Here is a 14106-nt window from a genome sequence, read left to right as displayed (position 1 = left end):
CAGTAGGTGTCATTCAAATTGGTGAGACGCAGCCCATTACGCATAGCCGGTACGGCGTTGGCCCTGACCCTGGCCGCGCCCGCGGTCACCGCCGCCGCTGCCCCGGCTCAGCAGACCACCGCCGCACCGGCGCACTTCATGGTCCTCGGCCCGACCGGTGAAGGACTGGACGTCACGGCGGACTCGGTGGAAGCCGCCGGGGGCGCCGTGGTGCGGTCCTGGCCGGAGATCGGTGTCATCGCGGCGACCTCGACCGAGGTCGGCTTCGCCGCCGACCTGCGTGGCGAACCGGCCGTCCAGGGCGTGGGAGCCAGTCGCAACCTGGTCGCGCGGATGCCGGACGAGAACTCGACCAACCGGTTCGAAAAGGTCGACGGCACCGTCGAGGCCACCACGGCGGCCGCGAAACCGGGCGCGGAGCCGCTGGAACCCGAGCAGTGGGACATGCGGATGATCGGTGCGCCGAAGGCGCACCAGGTCTCGCGGGGCAGCCAGGACGTCACGGTCGGCGTGCTCGACTACGGCATCGACCCGAACCACCCCGACCTCGCACCGAATCTCGACGAGTCGAAGTCGGTGAGCTGCGTCGACGGCGTCCCCGACCGGTCGGTCGAAGCCTGGGGGCCGGAAGCGGGCCAGGACCACGGCACCCACGTGGCGGGCACGATCGCGGCGGCCCGCAACGGCCTCGGCATCGCCGGGGTGGCCCCGAACGTGAACCTGGCCTCGATCCGCGTCATCACCGACGAGGGCTTCATCTACCCCTCCGCCGCGGTGTGCGGATTCATGTGGTCGGCCCAGCACGGCATCGACGTCACGAACAACAGCTACTTCGTCGATCCCTGGTACTTCTGGTGCCAGCGCGACCCGGACCAGGCCGCCGTCGCCGAGGCGGTGCGCCGCTCCGTGGCCTACGCGCAGGGGCACGACGTCGTCAACGTGGTCGCCGCGGGCAACAGCAACCAGGACCTGTCCAAACCGATCCGCGACACCAACAGCCCGAACAACGGCGGACCGACCCAGGACCGCCTCGCCGGCCCGGGCTGCACCCAGCTTCCCGGGGAACTGCCCGGCGTGGTCACGGTCTCCTCCGTCGGCGCCGACACCGAGAAGTCGTACTTCTCCAACTACGGGCTCGGCTCGGTCGACGTCACCGCCCCCGGCGGCGACTCCGAGCAGATCCCCGAGAAGGCACCGTCGCGCAACGGGCTGATCCTGTCCAGCGTGCCCGGCGGCGGCTGGGGCTACATGCAGGGCACCTCGATGGCGTCCCCGCACACGGTGGGTGTCGCAGCGCTGCTGCGCAGCGCGCACCCGGACTGGACGGCAGCGCAGGTCAAGGGCGCGCTGAAGGCCCAGGCCGACACCCTGCCCTGCCCGAAGTCCTACGACACCGACGGTGACGGCAAGCAGGACGCGAAGTGCCGGGGCGGCAAGACCGGGGCCGGGTTCTTCGGCGCCGGCCTCGTCAACGCGCTCGACGCGGTGCGCGGCTGACCGCGACCGACACCGAGGGGCCTCCCGCGCGGATGGGAGGCCCCTCGGCTCGTCTCCGGTGAAGATCACCCGTTCGTGGTCGTCCTTCACCCGGCTGTGCGTTGTGTAGTCACAACACCAAGCGGCACGCTCGTCACGGTGATCAGCAAGCGACGACACCCGAAGAAGCCGGTCGCCGAAGTGCTGAAGCGGGCACAGGAGGGGCTTTCTCGTGGTGGAACTCCACAAGGGGCACCGATGGGGCCGGCTCGTATGCCCGGGCTGCGGCGAGCAGATGCCGATCTACTGCACTCCGCAGGTTCCAGAACTGCATGCTTTCCGGCTCGACAAGTTCCGCAAGCAGCATCGTTCACCGAAGGAGCAGTGATCATGATTCTCCACGACTTCACCCTGGTCCTGGACCGACTTCCGGAGGAGGCGGAGTACGACATCCTGTTCGAGTCGGGTTGCGACGACGCGAGCCCGGAAACCCGACGCGGTTCCCTGCTCCTGCACTTCGACAGGGAAGCTCCGACACTGGGCCAGGGCATCTCCACGGCGATTCGCGACGCGGAAACCGCCGGATTCGCCGTGCAGGCCGTGGAAACCGACGATCTCGTGTCGCTGCGCACCGTCGCCGGGCGGCTGGGGCGCAGCTACGAGGGAATGCGGCTGATCGCCACGGGACAGCGCGGGCCGGGTTCCTTCCCCGCACCGCTCTCCGGCGACGGGTGGGCGCTGTACTCCTGGTCGCAGGTGGCCGAGTGGGCGGCCGAGCACCTCGGTGAGCAGGAGGGGGTGAGCACGTTCGAAACCGAGATCGCGGCGGCCAATCTCATCGTGCGCGCGAGGAGCATGCTGCGCTCGGACGACGAGCGCGCCGAGTTCACCCAGCTGCTCAGCGCGCGGGCAGCCGTCTGATCCCCTCAGGACGTCCTGGCCAGAATCCGATCCAGCACGGATTCGAGGGCGTCGGCGGGGTTCTCGGGCATCGACGCGCAGCGCCAGGCGACGAACCCGTCCGGTCGCACCAGCACGGCGCCGGACGGCTCGATACCCCACGAGGCCCCCGCCTCCGGGTCCACGGAACGCACGGTCATCGGGAGTCCGAGCCGCCGTTCCAGCTCCGCCGAAGCACGCGGCCACGAGTCGTCGCCGCCGGTGAGCAGCGCGAAACCCGAAGCACAAGCGTCCACCGTGGACTCGTCCCGGTCGCCGTCCAACCACACGTGCGGCACACGAGTGCCGGGCGCCCAGGAAGGTCGGCGCGGGTCCTCGACCTCGGCACCGGCACCGGACTCCGCGAGCAGCGCCGCCGAGTCGTAGCGGTAGCCGAACATCAGCGTCAGATCGTCGATCAGCTCGGTGCTCGCCTCGCCGTCGCCGAACCAGGCGCCTCCCCGCGCGAGCGCCTGATCGACCGTGAGCTCGGCGACCGGACGCCGCTCGGCACCGTAGGTGTCGAGCAGGTCCGTGCCCGCCCGGCCGTCGAGCACGAGCGCGAGCTTCCACGCCAGGTTCCAGCCGTCCTGGATGCCGGTGTTGGCCCCGAGCGCACCGCTGGGCGGCATGACGTGCGCCGCGTCGCCGGCCAGCAACACCCGGCCGTGGACGAACCGCCGCGCTACGGCGGCCCGCGTCGTCCACGGCTGGGCGTCGAGGACCTCCACCGGTAGGTCCGGAACGCCCGCGGCCGCGCGCGCCAGCTCGGCGCAGCGATGTTCGGGGAACTGCTCGGACACCGCGCCCCCGTCGGGGTCGTGCTCCACGTTCAGGATCATCAGGTCGCCGACGACGCGGACCATCCCCGAAACGTGCTGGTTCGCCACCATCGAGATGGCGAAGCTCCGCCCGTCCAGCACCTCCGAGAGGTCGGTGCGGACCACGATGCCGACCTGGTGCCCCAGCACGCCCGGCCCGTCCCGGCCGATCCCGAGCGCCTCACGCACCGGACTGTCCGCGCCGTCGGCGGCGATCAGGTAGTCCGCCCGGACGCTCCTCCGCTCATCCGTGCGCCGGTCGGCCACCTCCACCGTGACCCCCTCGTCGTCGGGGGCGAACGACAGGAGTTCGGTGGCGAAGCGCAGATCCCCGCCCAGCGACTCGGCACGAGCGCGCAGCACGGGCTCCAGCTCGTCCTGGGCCAGCACCGCCATCTCGCTCGGACTCACCTCGGAGAAGCCCTCGGTCGGAGCGTGCATGCTCGGATGCTCGATCCAGTGCCAGTTCGGGCTGCTCAGGCTCTCCGCCCACAGGATCCCGCTCCCGGTCAGCGTCCACGGCCCCGCGGCCCGAACCTCGTCCTCGATCCCGACCGCGCGGAACGACTCCATCGTGCGCGCGTTGTAGCCGGGGGTGCGGGGTTGGATCGACGTGCTCGGATGGCGCTCCACGAGGACGACGTCGACACCGTGGTGCCGGAGGAACAGCGCGGTGGAGAGCCCGACCAGGCTTCCACCCACGATCACGACCCGGGTCTGTTCGTCGGACATGGGATGCCTCCCTGCGTTGAGTGGGTCAAGCACTCTCTTCGGGTTTCAGCGAAGCGAGCAACCGATCGAGCTCGCCGGGCAGGTGCTTTCCGTGGTCGACAGGCATGGGCGGGCGCAGGACCACGCTGAACGCGAGGTAGACGATCAGCTGAGCGGTCGTCGGCGGGTCCAGGTCGGCGCGCACCGTGCCGGCACGCTGGCCGTTTCGCAGACAGGACGCGACGCCCTCGTGCCAGTGGCCGTGCCAGTTCTCCAGCAGCACCCGCAGCTCCGGATCCTCGTGCGAGGCCCAGATCATCTCGTGCAGCAGGCGAAAGTGGCCGGGATCCCGCTCGGCCTGCTCGCGGAGGCCGGCGAGCATCTCCCCGAGCCACTCCGGCGCGTCGGAGGCCGTGGTCGCCTGCTCCTGAACCGGGACGATGATCCGTTCGGAGATCGCGTACTCGACGACGGCTCGCACCAGGTCGTTCTTCGTCGGGAAGTAGTAGTGCAGCGTCGCGACGGTGATGCCCGCCTCGGTCGCGACCTCACGCGTGCGCACGTTGGCCATGCCGGACCGGACCATGACGTCGTACCCCGCCACGGCCAACCGCTCCCGGCGCCGCTCGGTCTGCTCCCCCGGCTTCGCGCGCTTCACCATCACCGCGCCCCTTTCCATCACTTGATAGACGACGGTAGCGCGCACGCACCGGGGCGTCAATCAGTTGATGGAAAACGGTGACGCCGAGTGGGCAGCAAAAAGCCCCACGGCTTCGACCGTGGGGCTCGCCGTATTGATCAGAACTTCCCGGAGAAGTACGCCGTATCGGCCGCAAAAGCGTTCGGCTGAACGGAAAGCTGGAGTTTTCCGGGCTGTTCGCCGATCTCGAAAACCGCCGTGTACGTCGTCTCACCGCCGGGAGGGAGCTGCACGTTCGGCATGGGATCACCCGCCATGGGACTCTGCTTCGCCGCCTGTCCGCCGTGCTGAGCAGTGATCGTGGTCTGCACGACGTTGTACTCGGTTTTTCCCTCGTTGCGGATCGTCACGTCGACAGCAACGTACCGCTTCCCCTCCGGTGCCCGCATGAACTGCTCGGACGGAGTGTGCTCCTCGGGCTTCGCGACCGAGATGGTCTCGCCGCCACTCCACGTGTGCTGCTCGCCGAAACCGAGGCGCACGACTTTTTCCTCAGAGCTTCCGCCCTGGTTTTCGACCGAAGGAACATCCAGCCGATCACCCGCGTTCTGGGCATACTGAGCAGAACTCACGACGAGTGCGCCGAACACCACCGTGGAGACCACGAAGGCCAGCGCTCCAAGACCCAGTCCGAAATACGAGACAACGGGGTTCGTGGCAATTTTCTTGTGGGATCGATACACGGCGATGCCGCCGAAAACGATCGCCAGCACCCCGAGGACGAAGCCGACGAAACCAATGAATGGGATCCAGGCCAGCAGGAGACCGAGAATACCCAGGACCAAAGCGGTGACACCCATACCGTTCTTCGGCCGCTGCGGAGTCACGTAAGGCTCTGAAGTGGGTTGTTGCTGGTAGGTCACGGTCTCTCCTCGCTGGCCGCTGCGCCCCTTCGGGGCTCTTGCTACACACGTTCACCTAACGGCGACGATTGTTCCATCCGAGCAGTATTCACCGGAACACGGTTAGTTCATACCGAAATGATAATCATACCACAACAAAACAGTATCTATTTTTGAATCGCATGGAAGCGACTGATACGGGCGATGCTGGCTCGACTCCTCACTGATCGCGCTGAGCAGGCCCGGTGGCTGCGCTGCCGATCACGTCGACAGGATTCGACCGGCTCCGACAGCTCCTTGAAGAAGCGGCGCGCGGTCGGTTCCCACCGGTCGACGGCACCGCTGAGGTCCTGCCGGCCCCCGAACTCGCGCATCAGGAAGCGGTCGTCGACTTCACCGGACACGCGGCCATCGTGACCTCTCGCGGCTCCGGATTCCTGACTTGGCCGGCCGGTGAAAGCGGAAACGCGGCCCACCACGGAGCCGTCCTGGCAGCGATCGGCGAAGGAACACCGGACCCCCGCGCACGACCGCGTGGGACGACCACCCCCGGGTGCAGCGAGCGAACCATGCCCGCACCGACGTCACGGTGTTCGGTGATGACGAGCACCGCGTCACCTTGTGACGCGGCCTGGTCCACCGGTGGGAAGCGGGCGTGGAAGTCGCCGCAGAGCACCAGTAGCAGAGCGTCGGCCGGGAACTGCTCGACGCGGTGCGGCGCAGCACCCCCACCGGCGAACCGGTGTTCGCCACCGCCGCACCCGGCAACGCGCTGCGCACGCTACTCGCGTGCGGCTTCCGCCCCACCGGTTCCGAAGTGGTCGTCAATCACGACGTCGCCCCGCACTGATCACCCGGAATATGCGCACATCAGGCCGCATAGAGCAACTCCCTGGTGTCCAGGACGCGCTGCTTGGAATACGGGTTGCGGACGCTGGAAGCACTCACCACGTCGACCGACCTCCCGAGGATCCGTTCGAGTCCTTCCTTCAAGGCGAAGTACGTGCCGAAATAGTCGAATCCCGGACCACCGTCGAACTCGACGAGGACATCGACGTCGCCGGAGGAGGCGTCGAACGTGCCCTCGGCAGCGGACCCGAAAAGATCGAGTCGCCGTATCGACAGCTCTCGGCACAGCTGCTCGATCTCGTGCCGCTTCTCCGCGACCACCTCGTGCACGGCCTTCACCTCCCACCCGACATGCTGCCCGAGCGGGTCACCCACCCGCGAGCAGTGCCGCTACAGGTCGTAGGAGACGGTGACCGGGGCGTGGTCGGACCAGCGCTTGTCGTACGAAGGAGCGCGCTCGATGCGCGCGTCCTGCGCGCGGACGGCCAGCTCCTCGGTGGCCACGTGGTAGTCGATCCGCCAGCCGGAGTCGTTGTCGAAGGCCTTGCCCCGGTAGGACCACCACGAGTACGGCCCCGGTCCCTCCGGGTACTGGCGACGGACGACGTCGACGTAGCCGGCCTCGTCGAACACGCGGCTCAGCCAGGCCCGCTCCTCGGGCAGGAAGCCCGCCGACTTGCGGTTGTTCTTCCAGTTCTTGAGGTCGATCTCCTGGTGGGCGATGTTCCAGTCGCCGCAGACCAGCACGTCCTTGTTCGCGGCCTCGGCGCGGGCCCGCAGCTCGACCAAGTACGGCAGGAAACCCTCCATGAAGCGTTCCTTCTCGTCCTGGCGCGGGGTGCCCACGTCACCGCTGGGCAGGTAGAGGCTGGCGATCACGACGTCGCGCAGCTCGATCTCCGCGTAACGACCGCTGTCGTCGAACTCGCCGGAGTCGAAGCCGATCCGCGAGTTCTCCGGCGCATCGCGGCTGTAGATCGCCACGCCGCTGCGCCCCCGGTCCGAGCTCGGGGCGAGCAGCGTGTGCCATCCCTCGGGCTCGCGCACCGAGGCGGGCAGCTGCTCGTGCTCGGCGCGGGTTTCCTGCAGGCAGACCACGTCGGCGTCGGTGGCCCCCAACCACTCGACGAAGCCCTTCTTCGCGGCGGCGCGCAGGCCGTTGACGTTGACGGTGGAGACGGTCAGCACGGGCCCGAGGATAGCGACCGGCGACAGCGGGCACGTGGTCCCGGTCGGTTACCGGTCGCGGGAACCGCTGTCCGCCTCGCCCGGCGAGCGCCGTTCACGCAACCGGAAGGCGACGCCTCCGGCCCCCAGCAGGACGGCCCCCACGATCACCACGATCAGCGGTGCACCGATCGTCCCGTTCGTCCAGTCCCAGACGGCCTCCGGCACGACCAGGGCGATCCCGATCACCCCGACCACGAGCAGCAGCACCCCGCCCCGGAGCAGGTACAGCGCGAAGCAGGCCAGCGCCACGAGCAGTCCTACGGCGTAACCGAGGACGGGGAACTCCGACAGCGTCAGCCACTGCGCCCCGCACGTGGCGATGGCCATCCCCCCGAAGCCCAGCTCGCGGTATCGCAGCAGACCGGACCAGGCGAGCACGGTCCACACGGCACCCACCAGGAGCAGCGCGAACCCCTCCGCCACCGTCGAGTGGTCGAGCCACAACTCGGGCGTGACCAGCGCCAGCCACGCGCTGAACACGCCGGTGACAAGCAGCCCCGGTATCGAGGGCAGCACGAGGTAGCCGACCAGCCCGATCAGCAGTCCCACCAGGGCGGCGCAGAACACGTCCAGCGCTCGCGGTCCCGACATCTCCACGGGGAAGGCGTTGTTCACGGCCATCGACCCCGTCACCGCGGCGACGGCCAGCAGGACGGTCGTGATCCGAAAACGTCGTACGGACGACTCCCGCACCGACCGAAACTTCGCGGGGCCACCGCCGATGAGCACACCGGCCAGGACCAGGGTGAGAGTGACCGCCGTCAGGATGCCCACCCGCACCGGTGCCCCCAGCTCGTACCAGTAGAGCCGCCCCAGCAGCCACGCCCCGCCCAGTACCAGGACGCCACCGACGTAGCCGAGGATTTCCGGGACCACGGCACCGGGTCGGACGCCCGGCGGGCGAGCCCGATCGAGTTCGGTCAGCACCGCGTCCGCCTGTTCCGGTGAGAGCACGGCACGTTCCGTCAGGCGTTCGACGGCTCGGCGCTGTCTTCCGCTGGTCATGGCGCACCTCCCACCGGGATTGCACCACGGACGCAAAACGACGTGGAGCGGTTCGGCGGACATCGAGGGAATCCGGATCCCCTTCCCGCCCGAACGGGTGAGATCGTTCCGCACCCGATGCCCCCGGTTGATCGCCTGCCTCAGAATGATCGCGTTCGGCGCCACGCCGGTGCGTGGCGCGAAATCGATCACGAGGAGTGCGTATGCACCGTGGAAGCGTCGGGACCGGATCGGTGCACCACCGGAGACGCCGCGGAGCGGGCCGAGCGGCGCTGGTCGCCCTGCTGGCCGCCGCGTCGTTCCCGGTGGTCACCGCACCGGCCCAAGCCGCCGAGTGCGCACCGGGGGACCGCGAGTGCCGGGTGAACCGGTACCTGGACGGCATCCGCTCGAATCCCGGCGAGCTCAACGAATTCCTGAGCCACCTGCCCAAGGGTGGTGACCTGCACAACCACCTGTCCGGCGCGGCGTCGACGGAGTCGTTGATCCGCTACGCCGCCGAGGACGGGCGCTGCATCGACACGACCACGCTGAAGGCCTCCCACGGACCCTGCGAGGCCGGGCAGCGTCCCGCGAGTGACGCGGTCACCGATCCGGTGTTCCGGGGCGAGGTGATCCGCGCGTGGTCGATGGAGGACTTCCGGCCCACGCCGGAGGAGTCCGGCCACGACCACTTCTTCGCGACCTTCGGCAAGTTCTCGGCCGCCACCGACGGCCGTAACGGCGACATGCTGGCCGAGGTCGCCAACGACGCCGCACGCCAGCGCCAGTTCTACGTCGAGACGCTGCTGTCGCGGCAGTCCGAGGCCGTCGGCGAGCTCGTCGACCGCGTCGGGTTCGCCCCGGAGTCCCGGAAGGACTTCGCGAGGCTGCGCCGGGTGCTGCTGTCCGAAGGGCTCACCGGCATCGAGCAGGCCTCCCGGCGCGCCACCGACCGGGACTTCCGGCGCTACCGGCGGCTGCTGCACTGCGGAACCGCGCAGGCCGAGGCGGGCTGCGCGGTCGATGTCCGGCTGGACTACCAGGTCGCCCGCGCTCGCAAGCCCGCGCGGGTCTTCGCCGACATCCTGCTCGGGTTCGAGCTGGCCCGGAGCGACCCGCGGTTCGTCGGGCTCAATCTCGTCCAGCCCGAGGACGACCCCGTCGCGCTGCGGGACTACACGCTGCACATGCGCATGATCAAGTACCTGCGCGGGCTGTACCCGGAGGTGCCCGTCACGCTGCACGCCGGGGAGCTCGTGCCCGGACTGGTCAAGCCGAAGGAACTGACCTTCCACATCAACCAGGCGGTGAGCATCGCCGGTGCCGAACGCATCGGGCACGGCATCGACCTGCGTCACGAGGACGACTGGCGTGGGCTCGTCGAGCGCATGGCGCGGGAGAACATCGCGGTCGAGGTGCCGCTGACCAGCAACTGCCAGATCCTGCGGGTCTGCGGCCCCGAGGAGCACCCGCTGCCGACCTACCTGGCCCACGACGTGCCCGTGGCGCTGTCCACCGACGATCCCGGTGTCTCCCGCAGCGACATCACCGAGCAGTACCGGCGTGCGGTCCGGAACTTCGGCCTCGACTACACCCAGCTCAAGGCCAGCGCGCGGACGTCGCTGGAGCAGGCCTTCATCGAGGGGGCAAGCCTCTGGACCAACCCCGACGACCACGAGGTCAAGCCGGCGTGCGCCACGGACACCCCCGGTGGTGGCGATCTCACCGCCTCGTGCACGGAGCTGCTGAACTCCAGCCCCAAGGCCGGCCTCCAGTGGCGGCAGGAAGCGGCCTTCCGCGCCTTCGAGGCCCGCTACGCGTCGAAGGTCTGACCGGGGACCGGTGGCGATTCTCCGCGAGTTCGGCGTCGTCGCCCGGTGTTCGACCGTGTGACAGCGTCGTCGACGTGGGGCGCCGACGTGGAGGGGACGGCCACCGGTGCTGATGTCCCCTCCACGTCGGCGAGGTCCCTTTTCGGGTCGCGTTCGCTGCCGCATCAGCGCGGACGCCGTGCTCGCAGGACGGTGTCGTGGGTGTGCCGGGTGCCTTCGGGGGCGGGGCTGGTTCGCGGGCGGGTTTCGTCGACCAGCACGGTCCAGGAGTCGTCGAGGAGCTCGGCGATCTCGTGGGGTTGGTAGTACTGGCTGGGATCGATTCCCTGCTCGTTGTCCAGCGGCAGGTCGGCGAGGTCGTGACTGGCGACGAGCAACGTGCCGCCGGGGGCGACGGCGTCGAGCAGGCCGCGCAGTGCGGCGTGGTCCGGCTGGTGCGGCAGCGGGAAGTACTGGACCGAGACCAGGTCGAACGCGCCGGCCGAGGGTGCTGTGGCGGTCAGGTCGGCGCGTGTCCAGGACACGTCGGGGGTGACGTCCTCGGCTCGCGAGGCGGCGCGCTCCAGGGCGACTCGGGAGACGTCGACCGCGGTGACCTGCCAGCCGTGCTCGGCGAGCCAGCAGGCGTCGGCACCTTCGCCGCATCCCACGTCGAGCGCTCGCCCCGGTGGTAGGTCGGTCACTTCGGTGACGAGCACGCCGTTGGGAGCACCGCTGAAGAGCTGGTCGTGGCTGCTGTACCGGTCGTCCCAGAACTGCGCGTCCATCGTCCTTGCCTTTCTCGGTGAGTCTTCGGTGGCCAGCTGCCGTGTCGCCGGTTCCCGGGACGCGTTCGCGACCATCGCCATCGAGTCATCGGGGCCACCTGCACGCCCAACGTGGCCCTCATGGCACCGGCTTGACAAAGTTCTTTGCCAAAACTGCAATAGGCGGATGGTGGACGGCTTCGACTCGGTGCTCGGCGCGGTCGGTCCGCGCCTGCGCGACCTGCGTCGTCGCAGCGGTGCGACGCTGGCCGAACTGGCGGAGACCACCGGAATTCCGATCAGCACCCTGTCCCGGCTGGAGTCCGGACACCGCAAGCCCAGCTTGGAGCTGTTGCTCCCCCTGGCCAAGGCGCACCAGCTACCGCTCGACGAACTCGTCGACGCTCCGTCCAGCGGCGATCCCCGGGTGTACCCGCGGCCCGTAACGCACCACGGCATGACAGCCATCCCGCTGACCCGCAAGCCCGGCGGCCTGCAGGCGTTCAAGCAGATCCTGCCCCCGGCGTCGGACGGGCAGGATCCGGAACCCCGGTCGCACGAGGGCTACCACTGGCTGTACGTCCTCAATGGACGGCTGCGCCTGGTGCTCGGCGAGCAGGATCTCGTCCTCACCGCGGGCGAGGTCGCCGAATTCGACACCCACCTCCCGCACTGGTTCGGCAACGCCGGTTCCCAGCCGGTGGAGTACCTCAGCATCCTGGGGCCGCAGGGGGAGCGCTTCCACATCCGAGCTCGCTATCGCCCGTGACAGCGAACCTCGGAACGGATCGCCGCGGTGTCACGAGGCGCCGAACGGACTCAGCGGCCAAGGGACCCCCCATGTGTCCACGAGGGCGAGCGTGCGCGGCGAAGGCCCGGAGTCGGTCGATCCCGACGCGTGAGCGAACCTCCCCGATGGGGAGGTGTCGAAGGAATTCGGTGCGCGATGCTGGATTTGAACCAGCGACCTCTACGGTGTCAACGTAGCGCTCTTCCACTGAGCTAATCGCGCGTGCATGGCCTCGGCCGTGCACGACCAGTATAACGGTCCGGGTACTCCCCCTCCGAGGAGGGGATGGTCGACTTCCCCCGGCGGTAGGATCTCCCGCCGTGACCGACTTTCCCGATCCCCCACCGTCACGCAGCGACTTCCCCGTGCTGTGGCCGATCTCCACGCGCTGGGAGGACAACGACGCCTACGGGCACGTCAACAACGTCGTGCACTACTCGTGGTTCGACACCGCCGTCAACGGCTGGCTGATGCGGACCACCGGACTGGACATCCGGGCGTTGCCCGCCATCGGGATGGTCGTCGAGACGGCCTGCCGCTACCTGGTCGAGCTCAGCTTCCCGGACGAGATCGAGGTGGGCATCGGGTTGCGCAAGCTGGGCAACTCCAGCATCACCTACTCGCTGGCCACCTTCGGCAACGGCGGTGACAGTCCCGCCTCGCTCGGCCGTTTCGTGCACGTCTACGTCGACCCGAACACCCGCCGCACGACCCCGGTCCCCGAGCAGATCCGCACGGCGGCGGAGTCCCTGCGCTCCTGAGCGGCGCTTTCCCGAGACGAAAACGCCGCCCCCGTCGGGCGGGAGCGGCGTCGGTGTCGCGGTGGACGACGAGGATCAGCTCTGGGCCATCTTCTTCTGCAGGTTCTCGTCCAACGCGTTCAGGAAGTCCTGCGTGTTCAGGTACCCCTGGTCACCGCCGACCAGCAGCGCCAGGTCCTTGGTCATCTTGCCGCTCTCGACGGTCTCGATGACGACCTGCTCCAGCTTCTCGGCGAAGTCCACGACCTCCGGAGTCGAGTCCAACTTGCCCCGCTGCTGGAGACCGCGGGTCCAGGCGAAGATCGACGCGATCGGGTTCGTCGAGGTCTCCTGACCCTGCTGGTGCCGCCGGTAGTGCCGGGTGACCGTGCCGTGGGCGGCCTCGGCCTCGACCTTGCCGTCCCCGGTCATCAGCACCGAGGTCATCAGGCCCAGCGAACCGAAGCCCTGAGCGACCGTGTCGGACTGCACGTCACCGTCGTAGTTCTTGCAGGCCCAGACGTAGCCGCCCTCCCACTTCATGGCGGTGGCGACCATGTCGTCGATCAGGCGGTGCTCGTAGGTCAGCCCGTTGGCCTCGTACTCGGCCTTGAACTCGTTCTCGTAGATCTCCTCGAACACGTCCTTGAACACGCCGTCGTAGGACTTGAGGATCGTGTTCTTGGTGGACATGTACACCGGGTAGCCGCGCTCCAGACCGTAGCGGAAGGAGGCGCGGGCGAACTCCGCGATGGAGCTCCGGTAGTTGTACATCGCCATCGCCACGCCGCCCTCTTCGGGGAACCGCGCGACGTCCAGCTCGATCGGCTCGGAGTCGTCGTCGGGCGTGTAGGAGATCGTGACGGTGCCCGGGCCGGGAACCTTGAAGTCCGTGGCCTTGTACTGGTCACCGTGGGCGTGACGGCCGATGACGATCGGCTTCGTCCAGGTGGGTACGTAGCGCGGGATGTTGGAGATGACGATCGGCTCGCGGAAGATGACGCCGCCGAGGATGTTGCGGATGGTGCCGTTCGGGCTGCGCCACATCTTCTTCAGCCCGAACTCCTCCACGCGGGCCTCGTCCGGAGTGATGGTGGCGCACTTGACGCCGACGCCGTGCTCGGCGATCGCGTTCGCGGCGTCGACCGTGACCTGGTCGTCGGTGGCGTCGCGGTGCTCGATGCCCAGGTCGTAGTAGTCGAGGTTGACGTCCAGATAGGGGTGGATCAGCTTGTCCTTGATGAAGGACCAGATGATCCTGGTCATCTCGTCGCCGTCGAGCTCGGCGATGGTGCCCTGAACCTTGATCTTGCTCATTGTGGCGGGGTGCTCCTCTCGCGAGAATGCAAGCGGTACAAGCGTACTGCTAGCTGATTCGATTGTGCCGCCCCCCACTGGTTTCGTCACCCACCCGCGGACACAAACGCGTCACACCACCCGACG

Annotated in this window: 15 protein-coding genes and 1 tRNA gene; 6 read left to right on the top strand and 10 right to left on the bottom strand. The window is 68.6% G+C overall.

Going from position 1 to position 14106, the window contains the following annotated elements:
- Nucleotides 1-21: 21 nt before the first annotated feature.
- Both FHX42_RS00440 and FHX42_RS00435 read left to right on the top strand, forming a co-directional pair.
- The gene (locus tag FHX42_RS00440) at nt 22-1497 is read left to right on the top strand and encodes a S8 family peptidase (protein WP_328795950.1); all 1476 of its coding nucleotides are present in this window, start codon (nt 22-24) and stop codon (nt 1495-1497) included.
- Nucleotides 1498-1866: 369 nt separating this feature from the next.
- Nucleotides 1867-2397 (top strand): hypothetical protein, encoded by a 531-nt coding sequence (locus FHX42_RS00435; protein ID WP_182542110.1) that lies wholly within the window; start codon nt 1867-1869, stop codon nt 2395-2397.
- Between the two features lie 5 nt (nt 2398-2402).
- Here FHX42_RS00435 and FHX42_RS00430 read toward each other — a convergent pair whose 3' ends face one another.
- From FHX42_RS00430 to FHX42_RS00415, 4 genes are all read right to left on the bottom strand, one after another.
- A complete protein-coding gene (locus tag FHX42_RS00430; protein ID WP_182542109.1) occupies nt 2403-3968 on the bottom strand; it encodes an FAD-dependent monooxygenase in 1566 nt (521 codons plus the stop codon).
- 25 nt (nt 3969-3993) lie between these two features.
- Nucleotides 3994-4608: a TetR/AcrR family transcriptional regulator gene (locus tag FHX42_RS00425; protein WP_182542108.1), complete on the bottom strand. Its 615-nt coding sequence runs from the start codon at nt 4606-4608 to the stop codon at nt 3994-3996.
- A 137-nt stretch (nt 4609-4745) separates the two neighbouring features.
- Complete coding sequence (locus tag FHX42_RS26920) at nt 4746-5510, bottom strand: DUF4352 domain-containing protein (RefSeq protein WP_182542107.1); 765 nt, start codon at nt 5508-5510, stop codon at nt 4746-4748.
- 146 nt (nt 5511-5656) lie between these two features.
- Entirely contained in the window at nt 5657-5893 is a 237-nt protein-coding gene (locus FHX42_RS00415; RefSeq protein WP_182542106.1) for a hypothetical protein, read from the bottom strand.
- Between the two features lie 308 nt (nt 5894-6201).
- Here FHX42_RS00415 and FHX42_RS00410 point away from each other — a divergent pair, with 308 nt between their 5' ends.
- On the top strand, nt 6202-6339 hold the full coding sequence (locus FHX42_RS00410) for a hypothetical protein (RefSeq protein WP_182542105.1): 138 nt from the start codon (nt 6202-6204) through the stop codon (nt 6337-6339).
- Nucleotides 6340-6359: 20 nt separating this feature from the next.
- Here FHX42_RS00410 and FHX42_RS00405 read toward each other — a convergent pair whose 3' ends face one another.
- The 3 genes from FHX42_RS00405 to FHX42_RS00395 are packed head-to-tail and all read right to left on the bottom strand — an operon-like array spanning nt 6360 to nt 8573.
- Nucleotides 6360-6668 (bottom strand): nucleotidyltransferase family protein, encoded by a 309-nt coding sequence (locus tag FHX42_RS00405; RefSeq protein ID WP_182542104.1) that lies wholly within the window; start codon nt 6666-6668, stop codon nt 6360-6362.
- Between the two features lie 60 nt (nt 6669-6728).
- Nucleotides 6729-7526, bottom strand: coding sequence for an exodeoxyribonuclease III (locus FHX42_RS00400; RefSeq protein WP_182542103.1), 798 nt, complete (start codon nt 7524-7526; stop codon nt 6729-6731).
- 48 nt (nt 7527-7574) lie between these two features.
- On the bottom strand, nt 7575-8573 hold the full coding sequence (locus FHX42_RS00395) for a DUF2157 domain-containing protein (RefSeq protein WP_182542102.1): 999 nt from the start codon (nt 8571-8573) through the stop codon (nt 7575-7577).
- A 203-nt stretch (nt 8574-8776) separates the two neighbouring features.
- Between FHX42_RS00395 and FHX42_RS00390 the strand changes: the two genes are divergently transcribed.
- The gene (locus FHX42_RS00390) at nt 8777-10387 is read left to right on the top strand and encodes an adenosine deaminase family protein (RefSeq protein WP_182542101.1); all 1611 of its coding nucleotides are present in this window, start codon (nt 8777-8779) and stop codon (nt 10385-10387) included.
- Nucleotides 10388-10551: 164 nt separating this feature from the next.
- Here the strand turns inward: FHX42_RS00390 and FHX42_RS00385 are convergent, their stop codons facing one another.
- Entirely contained in the window at nt 10552-11154 is a 603-nt protein-coding gene (locus FHX42_RS00385; protein WP_182543402.1) for a class I SAM-dependent methyltransferase, read from the bottom strand.
- A gap of 166 nt (nt 11155-11320) precedes the next feature.
- Here FHX42_RS00385 and FHX42_RS00380 point away from each other — a divergent pair, with 166 nt between their 5' ends.
- Nucleotides 11321-11902, top strand: a complete 582-nt coding sequence (locus tag FHX42_RS00380) for a helix-turn-helix domain-containing protein (RefSeq protein ID WP_182542100.1) — start codon at nt 11321-11323, stop codon at nt 11900-11902.
- 171 nt (nt 11903-12073) lie between these two features.
- Here FHX42_RS00380 and FHX42_RS00375 read toward each other — a convergent pair.
- Nucleotides 12074-12145: transfer RNA gene (locus FHX42_RS00375), tRNA-Val, on the bottom strand.
- Between the two features lie 98 nt (nt 12146-12243).
- On the opposite strand from FHX42_RS00375, the gene FHX42_RS00370 reads away from it, so the two are divergent.
- Nucleotides 12244-12684, top strand: a complete 441-nt coding sequence (locus tag FHX42_RS00370; RefSeq protein WP_182542099.1) for an acyl-CoA thioesterase — start codon at nt 12244-12246, stop codon at nt 12682-12684.
- A 75-nt stretch (nt 12685-12759) separates the two neighbouring features.
- Here FHX42_RS00370 and FHX42_RS00365 read toward each other — a convergent pair whose 3' ends face one another.
- Nucleotides 12760-13980 (bottom strand): NADP-dependent isocitrate dehydrogenase, encoded by a 1221-nt coding sequence (locus FHX42_RS00365; RefSeq protein WP_182542098.1) that lies wholly within the window; start codon nt 13978-13980, stop codon nt 12760-12762.
- Between the last annotated feature and the right edge of the window lie 126 nt (nt 13981-14106).

It is taken from the genome of Halosaccharopolyspora lacisalsi, from assembly GCF_014137975.1.
Lineage (GTDB): Bacteria > Actinomycetota > Actinomycetes > Mycobacteriales > Pseudonocardiaceae > Halosaccharopolyspora > Halosaccharopolyspora lacisalsi.
The sequence above is the reverse complement of the archived record's forward strand: the minus strand, read 5'-3'. Positions and strand labels throughout refer to the sequence as shown.

Coding starts and splice junctions, on each gene's coding strand:
- FHX42_RS00435 (WP_182542110.1), top strand. CDS start 1,867: ATGATTCTCCACGACTTCACCCTGGTCCTGGACCGACTTCCGGAGGAG.
- FHX42_RS00430 (WP_182542109.1), bottom strand. CDS start 3,968: ATGTCCGACGAACAGACCCGGGTCGTGATCGTGGGTGGAAGCCTGGTC.
- FHX42_RS00425 (WP_182542108.1), bottom strand. CDS start 4,608: ATGGTGAAGCGCGCGAAGCCGGGGGAGCAGACCGAGCGGCGCCGGGAG.
- FHX42_RS00395 (WP_182542102.1), bottom strand. CDS start 8,573: ATGACCAGCGGAAGACAGCGCCGAGCCGTCGAACGCCTGACGGAACGT.
- FHX42_RS00390 (WP_182542101.1), top strand. CDS start 8,777: ATGCACCGTGGAAGCGTCGGGACCGGATCGGTGCACCACCGGAGACGC.
- FHX42_RS00385 (WP_182543402.1), bottom strand. CDS start 11,154: ATGGACGCGCAGTTCTGGGACGACCGGTACAGCAGCCACGACCAGCTC.
- FHX42_RS00380 (WP_182542100.1), top strand. CDS start 11,321: ATGGTGGACGGCTTCGACTCGGTGCTCGGCGCGGTCGGTCCGCGCCTG.
- FHX42_RS00365 (WP_182542098.1), bottom strand. CDS start 13,980: ATGAGCAAGATCAAGGTTCAGGGCACCATCGCCGAGCTCGACGGCGAC.